Here is a 20950-nt window from a genome sequence, read left to right on the forward strand (position 1 = left end):
CCGGCAAGGTTACAGTGGCTGCGTATTCCGGATTTTCCTCGTCACGTTGTGAATTTTAGTCTCAGTCATCTTGATTGGCCGCGGATTAGTCCGCGGCTTTTTCTTTTGGATAATGAATCAGTGAATGAAAGTGCGCCGTCTGCGCGCCGCTATTGCGGTAAGCGTGCGTCAGGTCGCCGGCAAAGCGCCGCCCTTCTCCCGCCTGCAACGTCTGCCATTGCCCCTGCAGACATAAATCCAGCGAACCGCTAATGACCACGACATGTTCAATGACGCCGGTCTCATGCGGCGTCGATTCGCTCAGCGCGCCTGGGGCGAGGGTAATTGAAAAATGGTCAAAACGTAGCTCAGGATCCCAGGGAAAAATCGGCGTCACTACCATCGCCTGCTGCTGCGGGTCGAAGGCGGCGGGCGCAGCCGTCTCATCGGCAACGATGAACGTCGAAAACGCCACATTAAGGCCGGTGGCTATCTTCCACAACGTCGCGACCGTTGGACTGGATTCATTACGTTCAATTTGCCCGAGCATCGCTTTCGATACCCCGGTTTCTTCCGCCAGCCGCGACAAACTCCAGCCGCGCTGCTGACGCAGGCTTTTCAGCGTCGTTGCCAGATGTTGCGCAATATTCATGGATGGCTCCTCATCATTTTCTTGATATTACCAGTTGTACGCTATAACGCACAATGCTACCTTCGTCGTATGTTATAACGCACAAGAGGTGTTCATGCGCTCCTTTACCCTTCCCATCCCCACGCTGCTCGCGGGATTTGTCGCCGTGCTGGTAGGCTATGCCAGTTCTGCCGCCATTATCTGGCAAGCGGCCGCCGCCGCTGGCGCCGATGCCGCGCAAATAGCCGGCTGGATGACCGCCCTTGGCCTGGCGATGGGCGTCAGCACGCTGGTATTAACGCTATGGCGTAAAGTCCCCATCCTCACCGCATGGTCAACTCCAGGCGCGGCTTTACTGGTCAGTGGATTACAGGGAGCGACGCTAGCGCAGGCGGTGGGAATATTTGTTTTCGCCAACGCGCTGATCCTGCTATGCGGCGTGACGGGACTGTTTGCCCGCCTCATGAAGATCATCCCGCATTCGCTGGCGGCGGCAATGCTGGCGGGGATCCTGTTGCGTTTTGGTCTGCAGGCATTTGGCAGTTTGCAGGATAATCTCCCGCTATGCGGCGGGATGTTCGCCGCCTGGCTGTTATGCAAAGCGCTCTACCCACGTTTTGCGGTCGTTGCGGCGTTAGTGGCAGGCGGGATCATTGCCCTGCTAACCGGCGCGCTGTCGCCAGTGGCAAACGATATGGTTTTTGTTGCTCCGCAGTGGATTACGCCGCAGTTCACCCCTTCGCTACTGCTCAGCGTCGGTGTACCGTTTTTCCTTGTCACCATGGCGTCACAGAATGCGCCCGGCCTGGCGACCATTCAGGCATCAGGCTATCGGGTTCCGGTCTCGCCGCTAATCGTATTTACCGGCGCGCTGGCGTTGTTATTCTCACCATTTGGCGTCTATTCCGTGTGCATCGCCGCCATTACCGCCGCGATCTGCCAAAGTCCGGATGCGCATCCGGATGCGGATAAGCGCTGGCTCGCCGCAGCGGCGGCCGGTGTGTTTTATCTGTTGGCGGGGCTATTTGGCGGTTCGATAACCGCGCTTATGGCGGCGCTACCGCCGGTGTGGATCCAGATGCTGGCGGGGCTGGCATTGTTAGGAACCATTAGCGGCAGCCTCTATCAAGCGCTGGGGCAAGAAAACGAGCGCGATGCCGCAGTGGTAACCTTTTTAGTCACCGCCAGCGGCGTCTCTCTGGCAGGTGTCGGCTCGGCCTTTTGGGGGCTGGTCCTCGGCGGTATCAGCTATATGCTGTTAACCACGCTGCGCCGCACGTAGCTGGCTTGGCGTAAGACCCGTGGCGCTCTTAACCCGGTGGCTAAAGTGGCTGGCGGAGCTAAATCCGCAGGCCAGCGCAATCTCGGTCAACGGCTGTTGAGTATGGCAAATCAGATTTTGCGCCTTGATCATCCGCCGCTGCATCACATACTGGTGCGGCGCCATATTCATTGACTGGCGGAACATCCGCGCAAAATGGTACTCGCTAAGTGACGCCTGGGCGGCAAGATCGGCAAGCGTAAGCGGCTGCTCGAGATGCTCCTCAATCCACGCCAACAGATTACGCAAAAGATACGGCGCCAGGCCACCGGTAACCGTCGGCAGGCGCCACTGCACGTTCGAATAGTTTTGAATCAGATGTGTTAACAGCAACGTACTGGCGGAGCTTAATAGCAGTTGATTAGCCTGCTGGCGCCAGTCGTTATCAAGCAGAAACTGACGATACACCGCGGTAATTTTGTCATCGCTGGCAAAGGTTTTTTCCTGCAAGGTGAAAGACGCCGGGCTGCGATCCCAAATTTGCTCGCCGACGCGACGCAGGTGCTCATCGGTGCAATAGAGATGAACGAAAGAGAGATCGCCGCGAATATCCCAGGTGCTTTCATCGCCCTTTGGCATCAGACAAAAACGGTCCGGCCCGCCGCCATTCTTCCAGCCGTACGGTGTTTTTTGGTAGCTTTCGTAACCATCGGCGACATACAGGCTCAACGTGTGGTGGTCGCTGCGCACCGTGATCCGGTCAAGGTCGTTGTACCACGCGGCAAGCTGGATCCCGGAATTGAGTTCCACGGTCCCCCGCAGCACCGCATTTTGTTGTTGTAATGTTTCGAACGTCCCGTATGCCATAGCCTTCACATCGTTTTAATCCGCAGACCTCTAGTCTATGAATTGTCATCACCGCTTACCAGCATTGACCATGAGCTTGTGAAAAATAAGCGCAAGATTTTGCAAGTCAGCAACAAAACGGTGACAGCGCTTTGCCTGGAAAAATCGCACACTTACGCCAGGCATTTTAAAGGAGAGACATTTTGAACGCATTACTCTACGGGCTGGTGGTGGTTATCTGGGGTACCACATGGATTGCTATCTTTTTACAACAGGGGCCCGTCGCCGCGCCGGTATCGATCTTCTGGCGCTTTGCCGTCGCCAGCGTCACCATGCTGGCGATTTTGCTGATTACTCGCCGCCTGCGCCCGCTGGCAATGCGCGATCATCTGTTTTGCATGCTGCAGGGCTGCTGCGTCTTTTGCTTTAACTTCTGGTGTTTTTATACCGCCGCAGCGCATATCAATACCGGCCTTGAGTCGGTGATCTTTTCGATGGCGGTCTTATTTAACGCGATCAACAGTTTTATTTTCTTCCGCCAGCAGCCGCCGGGGCGCTTTTGGCTGGCAGCGGCGCTGGGGCTCGCAGGAATTGTCACCCTCTTCTGGGACGATCTCCTCGCCAATGGTCTGAACGCGTCGCTGCTGTGGGGAATCGGCCTGAGTGCCCTGGGAACGTACGGTTTTTCATTGGGCAACATGCTGAGTATTCGCCACCAACGCCGCGGGCTTGAGACGTTGACCACCAATAGCTGGGCCATGTTTTACGGCACCCTGGTGATGGGCGCGATCGCGCTGCTACGCGGCGATAACTTTATGCCGCAGTGGACCTGGAGTTATATGGGCGCCCTGCTGTATCTGGCGTTGTTCGGTTCGGTGATCGCGTTCGGCGCTTATTTCACCCTGGTAGGCCGTATCGGGGCCAGCAAAGCGGCATATAGCACGCTGCTTTTCCCGCTGGTGGCATTAACTATCTCCACCTTCTACGAAGGTTACGTCTGGCATAGCAACGCGGTGATAGGTCTGGCGTTAATACTGGTAGGAAATCTGGTGATGTTCGCCCGCCCCGAGCAGCTGTTTATGCGCCGCCGGCTGGCCTAATAATAAGCCCGTCAGGCAACTCGCAAGACGGGCTTAACGCATCAATTACTTCTGCGACGGATCGAATTTCACCGCATCGATCGCCATATCATCAATCACTTGTTTCAATGTATCAGCGGTCAGCGGCGTGCTTTCGTTAGACAGCGTTTTGCCTTCGCCCTTACGCACAACCTTAATAACCGGCTTATTGGTCTTCGCGTCGATCAGTTCGCCTTCGAAGTAGAGATTCGTGTCCATCGTGCGATGGCCGGTTGCCGCCTGGGTACCCGCGACAATCATCGCTACCGGGATCACTTCATAGAACTGCAGCCCTTCTTTGCTGGTATCAACACCGGTGATTGCGCCGCGGAAAATCAGGCTGCGCGGGCCGGCCGTGGTCGCCAACGGCTTACGTTCGCTGATGGCCTGTTTCATCTGCTTGTTGGTGTAATTAAGGATGTCCTGCAGCGCTTTCTCCCCTACCTGGGTCGTTGGTTTCGGCACCGGGTAGTAGGTGATTGGACGGTAGACGACGTTGTCATAGTTGCTCGGATTGTAGTCCGGGGAGATCCAGCGCAGTTCTGGTTTGCCGGAAGCCGAAGTGGTCTCTTTTAACTTAGAATAATCTTTTAAGAACCCGGAATACTGCTCCGGTTGCGCCAGTTTGGATGCACAACCAGTTAATGCCAGTAGCCCGGCCAGAGCGGCTACTTTAAATAACATTTTTGTACGCATGGATAATCCCTGTAAATGCAGTTTGTCGGCAAGGTTTATAACAAAATTTCACGCTTAGTTTTGTGACAAAAATGGTGGTCCGTCAACTCCTTGCAAAAAATAAATCCGCCAATGCGGCGGATTTATTTACGATGCTTATTTTACGTCCACCTGATAAAAAATATGCTTCCCAAACGGGTCGATTTCATACCCGGTCACCGATTTACTCACCGGTTCAAAAATAGTTGAGTGTGCAATCATCACGGCCGGCATTTGATCGTGCATCATCTGCTGCGCCTGTTTATACAAAGCTTCTCGTTGCGGCCGGTCGGTGATGGTTTTAGCTTCGGCGATAATTTTATCAAACGGCGCATAGCACCATTTGGCCGAATTAGAACCGCCGTTGGCCGACTGGCAGGTAAATAATGGGCCAAAGAAGTTATCCGGGTCGCCGGTCGCCGTAGTCCAGCCCATCAACGCCGCCTGATGCTCGCCGTCTTTCACCCGCTTAAGGTATTCGCCCCATTCATAGGTGGTTATTTTGGTCTGCACGCCGATTTTAGCCCAATCAGCCTGGATCATTTCCGCCATCCGTTTCGCATTTGGATTATAGGGGCGTTGAACCGGCATCGCCCACAGGTCGATGGTGATGGGACTCTTCACACCGGATTCGCGCAGCAGCGCTTTGGCTTTTTCCAGGTCCCAGCTGTAGTCCTGCAGATCGGCATCGGCACTCCAGACCCCGGGCGGCAGCAGGTTTTTCGCTACCGTACCGGTACCGTGGAACACCGCATCGATAATTGCCGGTTTGTTGATCGCCATCGCCAACGCCTGGCGCACCTTCACATTATCCAGAGGCGCTTTCTGCGTGTTGAAGGCGAGGAAACCGGTATTAAGCCCGGCTTTGCTCATCAGATTGATCTGCGGGTTCTTTTTCATCCGCGGTAAATCGGCGGGATTGGGGAATGGCATGACCTGACACTCATTTTTCTCGAGCTTAGCGTAACGCACCGAGGCATCAGGCGTGATACTGAATACTAAACGATCGATTTTCGCTTTTCCCTGCCAGTAATCAGGAAATGCGGTAAACAAAATCCGCGAATCTTTTTGGTATTGCGCCAGCTTGAAAGGCCCGGTGCCGATGGGATCCATATCGACGCGCTGCGGGGTTCCGGCTTTCAGCATTGCATCGGCATATTCCGCAGAGAGGATTGAAGCAAAATACCAGCCGAGGTCAGCGACAAAAGGCGCCTCGGGGTGCGCGAGGGTAAAACGCACCGTATATTCATCCGGTTTATCAATTGCGGTAATTAACGAACCAAACTCCAGGCTTTCAAAATTGGAGTAGTTGCCATTAGAGACATTATGATAGGGGTTATTCGGATCTTTTTGCCGCATAAACGAAAAAATAACGTCATCAGCATTAAAATCACGGGTCGGTTTAAAATATTTATTACTTTGGAATTTAACGCCTTTGCGTAAGTGAAAAGTATAAACTTTACCGTCTTCGCTCACCTCCCAGCTTTCCGCCAGGCTGGGCTGCAATTCCGTGGTGCCAACTTTAAAGTCCACCAGCCGGTTATATATCGGTACCGCGCTGGCATCGACGCTGGTCCCGGAAGTATAAAGCTGCGGATTAAAGTTTTCCGGCGAGCCTTCAGAGCAATAAACCAGTGTTTTCGCATTCACGGCAGAACTCACCGCTAATGCCGCTATCGTCAGAGCTATTGAAGTAGATGTGCGTTGCATGCGTTTCCCTTTTCATTTTTTGACTAATGAATAGCTTGTTGTTTTATTGCCCATACATAACACTAAAGCCAGATTGCAAACACCTTAAAAATAACTATACCCTAAATAATTCGAGTTGCAGGAAGGCGGCGACGCAGCGAATCCCCAGGAGCTTACTACAGTAAGTGACTGGGGTGAGTGAGGAAAGCCAACGCACATGCAACTTGAAGTATGACGGGTATATAGAAGGAATCACTATGGCCTCGCCCTTAACCAGACAATTAACCCAGCGCTTCTTTCGCTATCTGGCTATCACCAGCCAAAGCGATCCACGAGCAACCACGTTACCCACAACGCCCGGACAACATCAGATGGCGCAGGCGTTAGCCGACGAGCTACGTCAGTTTGGCCTTGACGATATCGTGATCGACGAGCATGCGACCGTGACGGCGGTTAAAAAAGGCACCGTCCCCGGTGCGCCGCGGATCGGCTTTATCACGCATATTGATACCGTTGATGTCGGACTGTCGCCGGATATTCATCCACAAATCCTGCGATTTACTGGCGAAGATCTCTGCCTTAACCCGGAACAGCAAATCTGGCTACGGGTTGACGAGCATCCGGAAATCCTGGCCTATCGTGATGAAGAGATTATTTTCAGCGACGGCACCAGCGTACTGGGCGCCGATAACAAAGCAGCGGTGACCGTTGTTATGACGCTGCTGGAAAACCTGACCGCCGAACATAAGCATGGTGATATCGTCGTGGCGTTCGTCCCGGACGAAGAAGTTGGCCTTCGCGGGGCAAAAGCGCTGGATTTATCGCGTTTTGCCGTCGATTTTGCCTGGACCATCGACTGCTGCGAACTCGGCGAGATCGTTTATGAAAACTTTAACGCCGCCTCTGCGGAGATACGGTTTACCGGCGTAACCGCACACCCGATGTCCGCCAAAGGCGTATTGGTCAATCCGCTGTTAATGGCTACCGACTTCATGAGCTATTTCGACCGCCAGCAGACGCCGGAGCACACCGCCGGGCGCGAAGGCTACGTATGGTTTAACGGTATTCATGGCGATCAGAACAGCACAAGGTTGCAGGCCAACATTCGCGATTTCGATCTGGACAGCTTTAACCGCCGTAAACAACAGATTGGCGAAGCGGCAGAGAAAATCGCCGCCCAGTACCCTACTGCCAGGGTTGAATTCACTATCAGCGATACTTACAGCAATATCAGTAACGCCATTGGCGAAGACCGCCGGGCTATTGACCTGATGTTCACCGCGATGGAAAGCCTCGGTATAACGCCAAAACCCACGCCAATGCGCGGTGGTACCGACGGCGCAGCGCTCTCGGCAAAGGGTCTGCTGACGCCGAACTTCTTCACCGGCGCGCATAATTTCCATTCGAAATTCGAATTTTTGCCGCTGCGCGCCTTTGAGGCCTCCTATCTAACCGCCCTGCAGCTGTGCCTGCTGGCGGCGGATTAAGCCGGTTTACGCGCCAGCATCGTGGCGAAGCGTAGCTTGATGCGGTTTCCGCTGGCGTCGGTGCGGTGCAGTTCGCCGACGTCTTCGTTGTACTTGAGGAACTGCCAGCCAGCATAATAGTCACGCAGTTCTTCAGGTTTGAAGGCGAACGGGAAGCCCACGGTACAAGGGTAATCTTCGGTATCCATTGCGGCAACAATCAGGTTATAGCCGCCAGGCTTAGTGCAGCGCTGCATGTTGGCGATAAGACCAGGGATGGTTTTGGCTTCCAGGAACATCATCACCACGGTAGAAAGAATAAAATCATACTCGCCATCAAAGCTCAACGTATTCAGATCTTTTATCGCAGTCTGCAGGTTCTCCAGCCCTTCGGCCTGACGAATGTTCTCCAGATTATCGATACTCATGGGATTTTTATCCCACGCGGTGACGTTGTAACCTTTTGCCGCCAGATACAGACTGTTTCGTCCATTGCCGCAACCAAGGTCAAGCGTCCGACCAGGCAGCATCAGCGAGGCGGCATACACCACTTCTGAGTGGGTGCGCGTCAGGCCATATTTTTCAGTAAAGTAGTTTTCGTCACGAGTCGTCATGATTAATCCTTGTTTGGCAATAAAGTGGCACGGTCTACGCGAATTAACAGTTTACCCCGCACCAGCAGAAGAAAGGTACGCAGCAGCAGCAGGCCGATAATCAGGTTACTAAAAATAAATAAGGGGATCGCCAGAGTATGGAAAAATCCGTGCGGCTGGCCGTGACCCAGATGCAGGCCGGTGGTCGCCAGTGCGGAAATCCCGAACGAGAAGCTCCAGAATGACGCATTAAACGGCTGCTGCAGATACCACGGCATCAGGCGCAGCATAAATAGCAACTGCAACAGCCCATAACCAAATAGCATTTTGGCAAACGTATCACCGTCGCCGCCATTGACGCTGAGCCACGCGCTACAGGCCACCAGCGCCGGCGCCAGCTGGATGCCCAGCGACGTCCGCAACGCCGCCGGTAGCTCGCCGTTGCTGCGCAGCCGCTGCAGGATAACCGGCTCCAGGCTGAGCCAGGAAAAGACGCCAGCGCCGAGAAACGCCAGTCCGGCATCATTAAATCCCAGCGCGCCGCAGGCCATGGCGCTGATAAAATTGTTGGCGACGGTCGGCAGATATAAACCGGGCGTCGTCGCCTCTCCCGGATGTTTACCCCGCCACAACCCGGCGCTCTGCCAGGCCGCATAGCAAAGCTGCAGCGTAACCCCCGCAGCAAATAACGCCAGCGACAACGGGCGATACCAGCCAGCAAAAGCGATCGACACCAATAGCGTTGTTGCCGGGATCAGGCTGACAAAACTGCTGGCCACCGGATGACGCATCTCCTGCCGAACGCTCCACGGGAAACGAATAGCCCGCGCAATAAACGCTATCATTAATAGCGCCCAGATAGTTGTCGCCAGCACCACCAGCGCATCGCCAATAATACTGCTCACCGGCCAGATGGTACTGGCATAACGCCAGGCGAAGCCCATGCCGATTATCCCCAGCACCATACCAAAATAGCCAGCCGGTAGATTCAGCACCTGGCCGCCCGTTACGTGTTTATTCATTTTATTTAAAGTTTCAATTTAATTTTAAGTTGCATTTTAAAGGAACCTTATAAAACGCGCTACGGAGATTTTTGCTATGTTTATGTTAACCAACAGTAAAGAGAAATGCTGATGAAGAAATATCGTCTGAGCGACCACGTCCGCCTGTATCACTTTGAAGAAGACGGAATTAAACATAGCGTAACTCTGCGGCAAATCGTGGCGCTGACTGATTTCTCGGACGTTAAGGCCGGAAGCGAAGGCGGCTGGCTTGATGATGAAGCCGCGTTAAGCCAGGGCGGCGACTGCTGGATATATGATGCCAATAGCGTCGTCTTCGCTGGCGCGCGCGTTGACGACAACGCCCGTCTGACCGGCACCTGCGTGATAAGCCACGGGGCGACAATAAGCGACAACGCCTGGCTTGATAATGTTGAGGTAAGTCACGGCGCCAGGATAAGTGACAACGTCACTATAAAACAATCGCAAATCCGTGGCGTCTGCCGAATCGCCGACCAGGCGCGTATTCTCCCCCACTGTCTGGTGATTGCCGCTCAGGGACTCACTTCTGATATCGACAAAGTGCTGCAAATATATCAGCGCGCCACGGTCAGCGCCTCACGGATTGTTCACCAGGCGCAAATCTACGGCGATGCCGTGGTTGAGCATGCTTTTGTTGAACACCGTGCCGAAGTGTTCGATAACGCACGTATTGAAGGTAATGAAAATAACGATGTATGGATCTGTGACAACGCCCGGGTCTACGATCGCGCGCGGCTGGTCGCCGGGCGCGGCGAGGATCAGATCCCAACCCTGCGCTACAGTTCCCAGGTGGGCGAAAACGCCGTGGTCGAAGGCAACTGCCTGTTAAAGCATCGTGTCATGGTCGGCGGGCACGCCCATCTTATCGGCGGGCCCATTCTGCTGGATGACGAGATACTTATCGAAGGACATGCGACGATTCGAGGCGATGTGATTATCGAACAACAGGTAGAAATCTGCGGTAACGCCTGTATCGAAGCGCTGGAGGGTGACAGAATTCATCTTCGCGGGCGCAAAATCGTGAGCGGCGACGAGCATATCACCCGTACGCCGCTGCTGGGTTCGCTATAGCAGCTTATTGCGGGTCAATAATCCGCGCGTAGATATTCTGATCGTCATATGCGCCATTTAAAAACTCGGCCTGCTTCAGACAACCTTCCAGTTGGAAACCATTACGCAGCGCCACCTGATTACTGCGCTGGTTGGCGACCCGGCATTTAATAACGAAACGGCGAACGGCGCCCGTTTGCGCATAATGATGGATAAACGCCTGTAACGCCTGCGACAACAGTCCCTGCCCCTGATGGCTTTGATCGATCCAGTAACCGATATAGGCCGTCTTGTTCAACGGTTCAATCTGGTTAAATGACAGGACGCCGATCATCTGCCCCTGTAAAAACAGCAGGAACATTTTTGCATAACCGCGCTGGTGCAGCATCACGTTTCCCTGCACGTGGCGCCGGGTTTCATCTTCACTCAACACCTCCGCAGGCCAGCTTAAAGCATGCTGCAGCCAGTCACGGTTTTTGAGCACCAATTGATGGAGTTCGCTGACGTAACGTTCGTCAACCGCACGCAGCTCCAGCTGTTCGTTGACCGGGATAGTTTCGATGATGGGGCTGTTTTCGGCAGTCATGACGATATCTCACTGATAAACAACAACGCCCGCAGAAGCGCGCCGCGGGCGGATTTCAACGACCTGGGTTATTTCATAATCCGGTCATCAACGTAGTTACGCCGATCCGCCGCAGGCGGGAAGTACTGATATAGCCAGGTTTCGCTGATAGCGTCGCCACGGCAGCGCAGGAACATGCGCATCTCCACCGGATCGGTGGAATCGGAAGTCGGATACCAGTCAAAAAGAATACGATAGCCGTCAAAAGGCTCGACGTAGAGGATCTCTACCTGCTTAGCCTCGCCGCTGGAGAGTGTAATCACCGGCTCAATGCCTTTCGGCGCCGCGGCTTTCAGGTCGCCGCCAACAAAATCGATAGCAAAGCGGCGCGCCCATTTGTCCGGGTAGTGTTCACCCGGCGCCCATCCTTCCGGGAAGCCGCCCATTCCGGTGCGTGTCGCCAGCACTCGCGCCAGCGGAGAGCGTACCGGCGGCTGCGCGCTCCAGTACAAGCGGTAGCTAAAGTCCAGTTGATCACCCGCTTTTACCGGTTTTTCCGGCTGCCAGAAGCAGACGATATTGTCCAACGTTTCGCCGGTAGTCGGGATTTCCATCAGGCTAACGGCCCCTTTTCCCCACTGATTACGTGGCTCCACCCACAGGCTCGGGCGCTTGTTATACCAGCCCATCACATCCTGATAATGACTGAAATCGCGATCCAGCTGCAGCAGGCCAAACCCCTTCGGGTTTTTATCCTGGAACGCGTTGAACTGCAGCTTTTGCGGATTATTCAGCGGACGGCAAATCCACTCGCCGTTGCCGCGCCACATCGACAGGCGGTCAGAATCGTGGATTTGCGGATGGATGGTATCGCACATCCGGCGTTCGTTGTTACCGCAGCTGAACATGCTGGTCATTGGCGCAATGCCCAACTGCTTAATGTCCTTGCGCGCATAGAGATGATTTTCGACATCCATGATCACCTGCGTTTGCTGGCAATTCACGGTGAACTTATAGGCGCCGGTGACGCTCGGGCTATCGAGCAGCGCGTAGACGGTGAACACCGTCGCGCCAGGTTTGACGGTTTCAAACCAGAATGACGTGAAATCCGGGAACTCTTCCGGGGTATCGGTAAAGGTGTCAACGGCCAGACCGCGCGCCGACAGGCCGTACTGGTAAGTGCTGTCGACCGCGCGGAAGTAGCTGGCGCCCAGAAAGGCGACGATATCGCGGCGCGCCAGTTCCGGCGCCTTAAACACACGGAAACCGGCGAAACCGAGATCGGTCTGCCCTTCCAGCTGTTTGGTATCAACGCCGGCGTCGTTGTACTGGAACAGCTCCGGACGGAAGTGTATCTCCCGCGCCTGCTGAGACTGCGCGTCCAGCGAGAACATGCGCACCCGGCGGCGGAAGCCCATACCAACATGGAAAAACTGGATATCCAGCTTGCGCTCTTCAACGTTATTCCACAGCGAATGCGCCGCATCATACTGGATGCTGTTATAGGCCTGAGGGGTCAGATTCGCCAGCGTCGGCGGCAGGTCACGCGGCGCGCCGCCCCACGGCTGGCGGGCTAAGTCATGAGCCATCGCCTGCAGGACGGAAAAGTCAAAGCGGCGCGTCTGGCCATCGGCGATAGCAGAATCCGCGGCGAAAGCCGCTTTAGTGAATAACGAGGCGACTCCTGACGTTCCGCATACGGCGGCAACAGCCATGGATGATTTAAGAAAACGTCTGCGGTTCATGCCTGGAAAAGCGTCCTTTTTGAGAGTTCGACGGATACGCAACGTTGCAAACATCTGCGTCGTGAATTCCGCTCACTCTAGACAAAAATGATTGATAATCCAATTGTTGGCAGGCGAAAAGCATGAAAAAAAAGATGTCCACCGGAACAGACTGAATAACCACCCAGCAATCGCTATCGCTGAGCTGTTTTGGCGAACAGGCGCGACCCGAGACCTCAGCGTTTTTACCCCCGCTTTGTTTATTTTCAGCACGAACAGGATAAATTTTCATCACGCCAGGTGTAATCTCTACTCTCCAGGGAAAAATGCCAGGAGTATCTAATGAAAGTAAAAGCCGCCGTGACGTTGGGTTATCAACAACCATTTAGCATTAAAGATATTCAGGTTAGCGCACCTAAAAAAGACGAAGTGATGGTAAAAATTGTCGCTACAGGCGTTTGTCATACCGACGCGGTAATCCGCGATAACGCCGGGATCCTGCCGATGCCCGCCATCCTGGGCCACGAAGGCGCAGGTATCGTGGTTAACGTCGGTGATGCCGTTCGTGGGGTCGAAATTGGCGATCATGTGGTACTGAGCTACGCCGCCTGCCATCACTGTGAAAACTGCCTCACCAACCATCCTTCCGCGTGCGAAAGTTTCAATGACTTAAACTTTGGTGGACGCTTAGACGATGGCACCACCCCTTATCGTCTGGATGATCAAGAATTATCCGTCTTCTTCGGCCAATCTTCGTTTAGTCAGTATGTGGTCACCAAAGCGACGAATGCTATTGTTGTCGACCGTGATGTCGAACTTTCGCTTCTTGGTCCGCTGGGTTGCGGAATTCAAACCGGGAGCGGCACGGTGTTAAATCGACTAAAACCGGTGGCCGGGGAATCGTTAGTGGTATTCGGCTGCGGCGCGGTTGGTTTAAGCGCCATTATGGCTGCAAAGCTCACCGGCTGTAGCCAAATCATCGCCGTCGATATTCATGCGAACCGCCTTGAGCTGGCACGTGAACTCGGCGCAACCCACGTGATCAATGGCAAACAGGAAGATAGCGTTGCGGTTATTCGCCAACTGACCGGTAAAGGGGCGCACTACGCCATCGAAACGACCGGCGTCGCCGCCATCGTTCTGCAGGCGATCCACGCGATTAAGCCGTTAGGCACGGTGGCGGTCGTCGGCTTTACCGGCGATATCACCTTTAATGTGCAAAACGATCTGATGGCGGAAGGTAAATCATTGATAGGGGTAATTGAAGGCGACGCCGTACCGCAGCTGTTTATCCCACAGCTGGTACAGTTTTATAAACAAGGGAAATTCCCCATTGATAAGCTTATCGAGTTCTATCCGCTCGAAGAGATTAATCAGGCTTTCGCAGATTCAGCTTCCGGTAAAGTCATCAAACCGGTGGTGCTGATGTAATGCGGGCGGCTCTTTGCGCAGCAAAGAGCCGCAAATAAAGATTATTTCACACTGACATCGATACCGGGGAAGTACTTCGCCGCCAGACGGGTGATAGTGCCGTCAGCGCGCACTTTATCAATTGCCGCGTCGAGCTGTTTTTTGGTCGCCTCATCACCCTTGCGCAAGCCGTAGCCAATACCGCTGCCCAGAATCGTATCATCAGCCACCGGCTTACCGATAAAACCGAATCCTTTACCCTGCGGCTTACTGAGGAACCCGGCCTGCCCGGCGGCAGACATCACCAGCGAGGCGTCGATACGGCCGTTAAGCAGATCGGCCCACGCCATGTTCTGGTCTTTGTAGGAAACTACCGTGACGCCGTGTTTTTCCCAGTGTTCTTTGGCAAAGGTCTCCTGAATCGAGCCCTGTAGCACGCCGATGGTTTTGCCCTTCAGCCCTTCCGGCGTCGCCTGCATACCGCTGTCGGACTTGCCCACCAGCTGTGAAGGAATACGGTAGATCGGCTGGGTGAAATCAATACTCTTGCGACGTTGCTCGGTAATGTTCATCGCCGAGTTAATCGCATCAAATTTCTTCGCCACCAGTCCCGGAATGAGCGCATCAAAGGAGGTTTCGACCCAGCTGCATTTCAACTGCGCGGCCTGACAAATCGCGTTGCCGAGATCAATATCAAAACCCTGCAGCTCTCCTGCCGGGTTGCGGCTTTCGAACGGCGGATATTCCGCTTCCACGCCGTAGCGCAACTCGCTGGCGGCAAAGCTTGATACGGTACACAGCATTCCCAAAGCTAGAGTTAGGGCTTTTATTTTCATCGTCTGGCTCCTTAACGCGGCTTAACGCGGCACAGCGCCTGCGCGCCAGCCCGCAATGTGGCTTCATCTTTGGCAAAAGAGAGCCGAATCAGTTTGTTATCAGTACCATCGGTATAAAATGCCGATAGCGGAATCGTGGCGACGCCGTATTCGGTAATCAGCCGCTTAACCATCTCGCTGTCATGCTCATCGCTGAAATGGCGATAATCCGCCAGCATGAAGAAAGAGCCGGCGCTCGGCAATAAGCGGAACGGTGAGTCTTGCAGCAGTTGCTGGAGCAAATCACGCTTTTGCTGATAAAAAGCGGCCAGCGACAGCCATGAAGCCGGGTTCTGCATATGCTCTGCAAAAGCGTACTGCATCGGCGTATCGGCAGAAAACATGAGGAACTGATGTACCTTGCAGATCTCATCCATTAGCGCTGCTGGCGCCACGCAGTAGCCAACGCGCCAGCCGGTCACATGGTAGGTCTTGCCGAAGGAAGAGATAATCACGCTGCGTTCCGCCAACTGCGGATGGGTCGCCATGCCGTGATGCTTTTCGCCGTCGAAGACTACGTGCTCGTAGACTTCGTCGGACAAAACCACAATATCGGTATTGCGGATCAGCATCGCCAGTTGATTAAGGTCATCGGCGGATAATACCTGGCCGCTTGGGTTATGTGGCGTATTAATGATGATCATCCGCGTCCGCGGGGTAATCGCGGCGCGTACCTCGTCCCAGTTAATAGCGAAATCCGGCACGGTGAGCTTAATCGCCACCGGGGTCGCGCCTTGCAGACGCACGATCGGCGCATAGCTATCAAACGATGGCTCAAAGTAAATCACCTCGTCGCCAGCATGTACCAGCCCGCCAATGGCGGAATAGATCCCCTGGCTGGCGCTGGCGGTAACCAACACTTCACTATCGACATCATATTGCGTGCCGTACAACGTGGCGATTTTATCAGCAACACGCTCCTTTAAGGCCCGCAGGCCGGTCATCGGCGCGTATTGGTTATGTCCGGCGGTCATCGCCTGCGTCACGCCGGCCACCAGCTGTGGGTCGCAGGCAAAGTTAGGCGCGCCCTGAGAAAGATTAATCGCGTTATGCTGCGCGGAGAGCTGACCGATAACGGTAAAAATCGTGGTGCCGACATCCGGCAATTTCGAGCGGGTGGTGACCGAAGCACTAAGAGCCATGATTAATCCTTTCTCGTTTTATTTGCATATCCATTCAAACTAAAGCGCCTTCAAGCGACAAGCGAATTGTTATCATAAGAGCTATGCATTTCGATCATGGCTCCCAGGGCTCCTGCTGAAATATGACAGGACTAACACTCAGGACATAAACCACAATTTTTATATGCCTTATGCTATTCAATTCTTTATAATCCCCAGCGGTTCTAAGGTTTTTCACAGCCTTAGAGAAATTTGGAATAAATCTCTTTCCGGCATTTCAGGTGCTGAATGGGGCAAGAGGCACATCTTATGTTTATTACGCCAGCGTATATCGCGTTATTTTTAATCGCATCATGGGGACTTTTTAAACTCGAACAAAAAAGCCACTCGTTATCAAAAAGCGTTTTTATCGCCATCTTTCTCGGCGCCCTTCTCGGATTATCACTCCATTTCATTGCCAACGAACCGCGAAAAACGGTCATTGATTGGTACAGTATCGTCGGCAACGGCTATGTTAATTTGCTGAAACTTGTCGCGGTTCCGCTGATTTTCATTTCAATTCTGTCAGCGATTAATAAACTCGAAAATAGCGCCGGTATTGGCCGAATGTCCTTAACCATTGTTGCCTGCATGCTATGCCTGGTGATGGTGGCAGGCTGGGTCGGACTGTTTACCGCTGATTTACTCGGTCTTGACGCCAGCGCTTTTAGCCATATGCAATCGACGCTGACCGCCGAAGACGTCAGCAAAACCGCAGCCGTTTCGTTACCCCAACTGGTCACTTCGCTGATCCCGACAAATATTTTTCTCGACCTGACCGGCGCGCGCAGCGTATCGGTTATCGGCATCGTTATATTTACCCTGCTGGCCGGAGTCGCGTTATTAAAGGTGAAAAAAGAGGCGCCGGAGGAAGGTCAAAAACTAAGTAGCGGGATTAACGCGATTCAAATTTGGGTGATGAAGATGGTGCGTATCGTGATAGCGCTGACGCCATATGGCGTCCTCGCATTGATGGCAAAAGTCTTTTCGACCTATCAGCTAGCGCAATTCACCAGCCTGCTTGGCTTTATTGCCGCCTGTTATCTGGCGGTCGCTATCATGTTTATCGTGCATGCGATTCTGCTGATCGTTAGCGGTCATCATCCTCTGCGCTACTTTAAAACGGTGTGGCCGGTGCTCACCTTCGCTTTTGTTTCCCGCAGCAGCGCGGCTTCGATTCCATTAGCCATTACCGCACAGGAAAAATTCGGCGTGCCGAATACCATCGCCAATATTGCCGCCTCTTTTGGTTCCAGTATGGGGCAAAACGGCTGCGCCGGGATCTATCCGGCTATCATGGTGGCCATGATTGCGCCAACGCTGGGTATCGACCCGCTGTCCTTCTCGTTTTTAGCCAGCTTACTTCCGGCTATCGCGCTGGGCTCAATTGGCGTCGCAGGCGTCGGCGGCGGTGGGACATTTGCGGCGTTGATTGTCCTGTCTACGCTCAACTTCCCGGTGGCGCTGGTCGGCATTTTTATCGCCATCGAGCCAATAGTCGATATGGCGCGTACCGCGCTGAATGTGAATGGGTCGATGATGTCGGGCGTACTGGCATCGCGGCTATTGAAACATCAAAGTGCAAAGTCGCACCATGTCGCCTCGATAAGTGAATAATCCCGTCTGATTGAAACGGCGGCCAGGCCTGAAAACTGGCCGCCAGCTGTTTATTTCTTGCTCAGCAGGTTAAAGCTGGTCATCAGGTTACGGTAATCCGGAATGTGGTTGGAGAACAGGGTGCCCAATCCTTCAATATCATTGCGCCAATCGCGGTGCAGCTCACAGGCCACGCCAAACCACGACATTAACTGCACACCCGCTTGCGACATACGATCCCACGCCGCATCACGGGTTATCGGGTTAAAGGTACCGGACGCATCGGTCACCACAAAGACGTCGAATCCCTCTTCAATCGCCGACAGCGCCGGGAAGGCCACGCACACTTCAGTGACGACACCGGCAATAATCAGCTGTTTCTTACCGGTGGCTTTTACCGCGTTAACGAAATCTTCGTTATCCCAGGCGTTAATATTGCCGGGACGAGCGATATAAGGGGCGTCGGGGAACTGTTCTTTTAGTTCCGGCACCAGCGGGCCGTTAGGGCCATTCTCAAAACTGGTGGTCAGAATAGTCGGTAGTTTAAAGTATTTAGCCAGATCGCTGAGGGCAAGGACGTTGTTCTTGAATTTATCCGGTTCGATATCACGAACCAGTGAGAGCAGGCCGGTCTGATGGTCAACCAGTAATACTGCCGCATCATTTTTATCCAGACGAACGTAAGGTTTAGACATGGTGGCTCCTTTTATACACATCAACTAATCGGTGAGAAACGTTGTATCAACGAGATTAATAATAGTGTAAGCAGCGGATGACGATTAGATGGCAAAAACGGAACGCATCGTCCCAATTTCGCAACGAGGCGTGGCATACTGCCCATGATCAAAATGCATAGCTGGAGCCAACATGTCGCGTAGCGCCCTGCCTTTTCATACCGTAGAAACGTTTCTGATAACCGCGAGGCATCTCAACCTAACCCATGCCGCACAGGAGCTATGCCTGACGCAGGGGGCAGTCAGCCGACAGATCGCCGCGCTGGAAAACTGGTTCGGCTTCCCGCTATTTGAACGCCACGCCCGGGGCCTGCGACTGTCGCCGCAGGGCAGCGCGCTTTATCCTGAGCTACAGTCGGCATTCGGCCGCCTGTTAACGGTAGCCGAGCAGGCGCGCCAGCAGCAAACTGTCGTGCGCCTGAAAGCGCCTACCTGTGCGATCCGCTGGCTGGTGCCGAAACTACTGGAGATAGAACGACGTTATCCGGAATTGCAGGTGGCGTTGACCACCACCACCGAGCATAGCGTCAACTTTAAGACTGAGCCCTACGACGCGGCGATTATCTTCGGCACCCATCAAAGCGCCGGCGACTTGCTGTTTGAAGAGGCCCTCACGCCGGTGGTCAGTCCCGATACGCCGTGCGATCCCCAGCTATCAGGCATCACATTTCTCCATCCGACGCGCGATAAAACCGACTGGCTGCTGTGGCTTGCGCACTTCCCGCATGAAACTGCGCTAAAAATGCATAAAAACCAATATTTCGACACCATGGATCTCGCGATTACCGCCGCGATGCAGGGGCTCGGCGTCGCCATGGCGGACGAAACGGTGGTTGCCGGGGATCTGCGCACCGGGCGACTATGTCGCCCCTTCTCGCTTAGCGTCAAAACCGGCGCCAGCTACCGGCTGGTTGTTCGCCGCTCGCAAAGCAAGGCCGACGGGCTGGCGCGCTTTCGCGCCGCGCTGGTTAATCCAGCGTCACATGATGCTTCATCACCCGACGAAACAGCGCCAGCCGCGCGCGCATAAAGCGGTTCTCGACTTTAAAGCCCGCGCGCTTGTTGAGGCCAATACGCAATAAACGGTCCCGTCCGCGCTGGCAGGCTGGCCAGCGCACCGGGCCGGTTAACTCACTGCACTGATTGCCCGCCTGACGGGCAAAATTAACCCAGTAGTCGGCGACCTGCGCGGCGAAGGCTTGATCCGCCTCACTGGCGTACTGACATACCGGCTCGGCGCGGGTCAGGTTGTCAAAAACGTAAACCACTTCGTTGCCATGCCAGGCGCCATGGAGATAAGTTTCATGTTCCGCTTCGGCCACATAGTCAAACCAGTAGCGCCAGCACGGTTGCCCGAGACGCTGCTGTGCCTGCATGACAACATACCCCAAAGTCGTGAACGCCATATCGCGACACACTTCCCGCCCTAACGCCTCATCGCCTTTAACGCCGGGATACAGTAGTTTAATCAGCCCAAGGCCAAAACGGCGTTCGCGACGCAGTTTTTGAATCTGACCGGCAATATCGACGCCAAATACCGCCATCACGCTGGCCTCATCGCTATTGGAGCCAATCATCACCGGCATCGCATGCTGACGTCCCTTAAAGAACGTGTCGAGCATGGGCTCCGGCAGCACCGCATCGCCGACAATCGGCGCCGGGCCGATATTCAGCGGCGCAGTCAGCGCCCAAAAGGCATCAGCGGGGATTGCCCGCAGCTGTTCCGCACTGGCATCGGCAAGAGAAAAATGTTCCGCCAGCAGCTTTCCCTTGGCCAGCGCCTTTTCCCGCGGTAAATCCGGTAAGGTATAACCGCTTTGCACGATCGCTTTATGGAACAATCCCTTCGCTTTCGGCGACGCCATTAACGACAGGACGCTGCGCGCCCCCGCGGATTCGCCGAACAAGGTGACATTGGCGGCATCGCCGCCGAAGGCGTGGATATTATCCTGCACCCAGCGCAGCGCGGCTATCTGATCGAGCAGTGCAAAATTATACAACCGCTCGCCCTCTTCGCCTTCCAACGCTGGATGGGCAAAAAAGCCGAGGTGTCCAAGACGATAGTTCACGGTGACCACCACCACCTCGCGGCTGGCCAACGCGCTACCGTCGTAGGGCGGCAGACTGCCGGCGCCGATGGTGTAGCCGCCGCCGTGCAGCCAGACCATCACCGGGAGCGGCTGCGAACGGGCGGCGGGCGCCCACACGTTAAGATAGAGACAGTCTTCGGAAAAACGGCCAGGATCGCCGCCGCCCAGTTCACGACAATATTCGATATCCTGCCAGCTGGCGGCGGAAAAGGTATCGGCATGACGCACGCCCTGCCAGCGCTCTGGAGGCTGCGGGGAACGCCAACGCAGCTCGCCTACCGGCGGCTGCGCGTAAGGAATACCACGCCAGATATGGATCCCCTGTTCACGGGTGCCGGATAACGTGCCCTGCCGCGTTTTCACCAGCGGCGTAGATGAATTCTGCATAACAACGTCCTTTTGCAAG

Annotated in this window: 20 protein-coding genes; 7 read left to right on the forward strand and 13 right to left on the reverse strand. The window is 54.4% G+C overall.

What is annotated here, in order from left to right; translation table 11 throughout:
- Positions 1 to 85: 85 nt before the first annotated feature.
- Positions 86 to 631: an XRE family transcriptional regulator gene (locus tag ABLU78_RS02280; RefSeq protein WP_032708175.1), complete on the reverse strand. Its 546-nt coding sequence runs from the start codon at positions 629 to 631 to the stop codon at positions 86 to 88.
- A gap of 88 nt (positions 632 to 719) precedes the next feature.
- Between ABLU78_RS02280 and ABLU78_RS02285 the strand changes: the two genes are divergently transcribed.
- Positions 720 to 1892, forward strand: coding sequence for a benzoate/H(+) symporter BenE family transporter (locus ABLU78_RS02285; RefSeq protein ID WP_257848711.1), 1173 nt, complete (start codon positions 720 to 722; stop codon positions 1890 to 1892).
- Here ABLU78_RS02285 and ABLU78_RS02290 read toward each other — a convergent pair.
- Positions 1869 to 2738 carry an AraC family transcriptional regulator gene (locus ABLU78_RS02290; protein WP_032708178.1) on the reverse strand — a complete coding sequence of 290 codons (870 nt, stop codon included), beginning with the start codon at positions 2736 to 2738 and terminating at the stop codon, positions 1869 to 1871. The genes ABLU78_RS02285 and ABLU78_RS02290 overlap by 24 nt on opposite strands.
- A 182-nt stretch (positions 2739 to 2920) precedes the next feature.
- Between ABLU78_RS02290 and ABLU78_RS02295 the strand changes: the two genes are divergently transcribed.
- Positions 2921 to 3817, forward strand: coding sequence for an EamA family transporter (locus ABLU78_RS02295; protein ID WP_047054814.1), 897 nt, complete (start codon positions 2921 to 2923; stop codon positions 3815 to 3817).
- A 45-nt stretch (positions 3818 to 3862) separates the two neighbouring features.
- Here ABLU78_RS02295 and ABLU78_RS02300 read toward each other — a convergent pair whose 3' ends face one another.
- On the reverse strand, positions 3863 to 4531 hold the full coding sequence (locus tag ABLU78_RS02300; RefSeq protein ID WP_032708181.1) for a DUF3313 domain-containing protein: 669 nt from the start codon (positions 4529 to 4531) through the stop codon (positions 3863 to 3865).
- Positions 4532 to 4666: 135 nt separating this feature from the next.
- Positions 4667 to 6259 (reverse strand): ABC transporter substrate-binding protein, encoded by a 1593-nt coding sequence (locus ABLU78_RS02305; protein ID WP_026612294.1) that lies wholly within the window; start codon positions 6257 to 6259, stop codon positions 4667 to 4669.
- Positions 6260 to 6495: 236 nt separating this feature from the next.
- Here ABLU78_RS02305 and pepT point away from each other — a divergent pair, with 236 nt between their 5' ends.
- Positions 6496 to 7725 carry a peptidase T gene (gene pepT / locus ABLU78_RS02310; RefSeq protein ID WP_032711741.1) on the forward strand — a complete coding sequence of 410 codons (1230 nt, stop codon included), beginning with the start codon at positions 6496 to 6498 and terminating at the stop codon, positions 7723 to 7725.
- Here pepT and tehB read toward each other — a convergent pair.
- Together tehB and tehA are read right to left on the reverse strand one after the other, a co-directional pair.
- Positions 7722 to 8318, reverse strand: a complete 597-nt coding sequence (gene tehB / locus ABLU78_RS02315; RefSeq protein ID WP_045388140.1) for a tellurite resistance methyltransferase TehB — start codon at positions 8316 to 8318, stop codon at positions 7722 to 7724. The genes pepT and tehB overlap by 4 nt on opposite strands.
- A gap of 2 nt (positions 8319 to 8320) precedes the next feature.
- Complete coding sequence (gene tehA, locus ABLU78_RS02320) at positions 8321 to 9319, reverse strand: dicarboxylate transporter/tellurite-resistance protein TehA (protein ID WP_048228794.1); 999 nt, start codon at positions 9317 to 9319, stop codon at positions 8321 to 8323.
- 111 nt (positions 9320 to 9430) lie between these two features.
- Here tehA and ydcK point away from each other — a divergent pair, with 111 nt between their 5' ends.
- Positions 9431 to 10411, forward strand: a complete 981-nt coding sequence (ydcK, locus tag ABLU78_RS02325; protein ID WP_015705575.1) for a YdcK family protein — start codon at positions 9431 to 9433, stop codon at positions 10409 to 10411.
- A 4-nt stretch (positions 10412 to 10415) separates the two neighbouring features.
- Here the strand turns inward: ydcK and rimL are convergent, their stop codons facing one another.
- The 3 genes from rimL to ABLU78_RS02340 all read right to left on the reverse strand — a co-directional run bounded on the left by rimL (position 10416) and on the right by ABLU78_RS02340 (position 12971).
- Positions 10416 to 10976, reverse strand: coding sequence for a 50S ribosomal protein L7/L12-serine acetyltransferase (rimL, locus tag ABLU78_RS02330; protein WP_015366387.1), 561 nt, complete (start codon positions 10974 to 10976; stop codon positions 10416 to 10418).
- Between the two features lie 68 nt (positions 10977 to 11044).
- A complete protein-coding gene (locus tag ABLU78_RS02335) occupies positions 11045 to 12700 on the reverse strand; it encodes a glucan biosynthesis protein (protein ID WP_015705576.1) in 1656 nt (551 codons plus the stop codon).
- Positions 12678 to 12971, reverse strand: a complete 294-nt coding sequence (locus ABLU78_RS02340; RefSeq protein WP_142966327.1) for a hypothetical protein — start codon at positions 12969 to 12971, stop codon at positions 12678 to 12680. The genes ABLU78_RS02335 and ABLU78_RS02340 overlap by 23 nt, the downstream gene beginning before the upstream one ends.
- A gap of 50 nt (positions 12972 to 13021) precedes the next feature.
- Here ABLU78_RS02340 and ABLU78_RS02345 point away from each other — a divergent pair, with 50 nt between their 5' ends.
- Positions 13022 to 14110: an NAD(P)-dependent alcohol dehydrogenase gene (locus ABLU78_RS02345; RefSeq protein ID WP_015366385.1), complete on the forward strand. Its 1089-nt coding sequence runs from the start codon at positions 13022 to 13024 to the stop codon at positions 14108 to 14110.
- 41 nt (positions 14111 to 14151) lie between these two features.
- Here the strand turns inward: ABLU78_RS02345 and ABLU78_RS02350 are convergent, their stop codons facing one another.
- Together ABLU78_RS02350 and ABLU78_RS02355 are read right to left on the reverse strand one after the other, a co-directional pair.
- Positions 14152 to 14925, reverse strand: coding sequence for an ABC transporter substrate-binding protein (locus ABLU78_RS02350; RefSeq protein ID WP_015705578.1), 774 nt, complete (start codon positions 14923 to 14925; stop codon positions 14152 to 14154).
- Positions 14926 to 14936: 11 nt separating this feature from the next.
- On the reverse strand, positions 14937 to 16106 hold the full coding sequence (locus tag ABLU78_RS02355; protein WP_045388150.1) for a pyridoxal phosphate-dependent aminotransferase: 1170 nt from the start codon (positions 16104 to 16106) through the stop codon (positions 14937 to 14939).
- 288 nt (positions 16107 to 16394) lie between these two features.
- Here ABLU78_RS02355 and ABLU78_RS02360 point away from each other — a divergent pair, with 288 nt between their 5' ends.
- Positions 16395 to 17741 (forward strand): L-cystine transporter, encoded by a 1347-nt coding sequence (locus ABLU78_RS02360; protein WP_045388153.1) that lies wholly within the window; start codon positions 16395 to 16397, stop codon positions 17739 to 17741.
- 50 nt (positions 17742 to 17791) lie between these two features.
- Here ABLU78_RS02360 and ycaC read toward each other — a convergent pair whose 3' ends face one another.
- Entirely contained in the window at positions 17792 to 18415 is a 624-nt protein-coding gene (gene ycaC / locus ABLU78_RS02365; RefSeq protein ID WP_015366381.1) for an isochorismate family cysteine hydrolase YcaC, read from the reverse strand.
- A 172-nt stretch (positions 18416 to 18587) separates the two neighbouring features.
- Here ycaC and ABLU78_RS02370 point away from each other — a divergent pair, with 172 nt between their 5' ends.
- Positions 18588 to 19484, forward strand: a complete 897-nt coding sequence (locus ABLU78_RS02370) for a LysR family transcriptional regulator (protein ID WP_048228795.1) — start codon at positions 18588 to 18590, stop codon at positions 19482 to 19484.
- On the opposite strand, the gene ABLU78_RS02375 is transcribed toward ABLU78_RS02370, so the two are convergent.
- Entirely contained in the window at positions 19423 to 20931 is a 1509-nt protein-coding gene (locus ABLU78_RS02375; protein ID WP_048228796.1) for a carboxylesterase/lipase family protein, read from the reverse strand. The genes ABLU78_RS02370 and ABLU78_RS02375 overlap by 62 nt on opposite strands.
- Between the last annotated feature and the right edge of the window lie 19 nt (positions 20932 to 20950).

Origin of the sequence: Klebsiella sp. JN_Kp122, assembly GCF_040062085.1 — a bacterium.
GTDB lineage: Bacteria > Pseudomonadota > Gammaproteobacteria > Enterobacterales > Enterobacteriaceae > Klebsiella > Klebsiella aerogenes.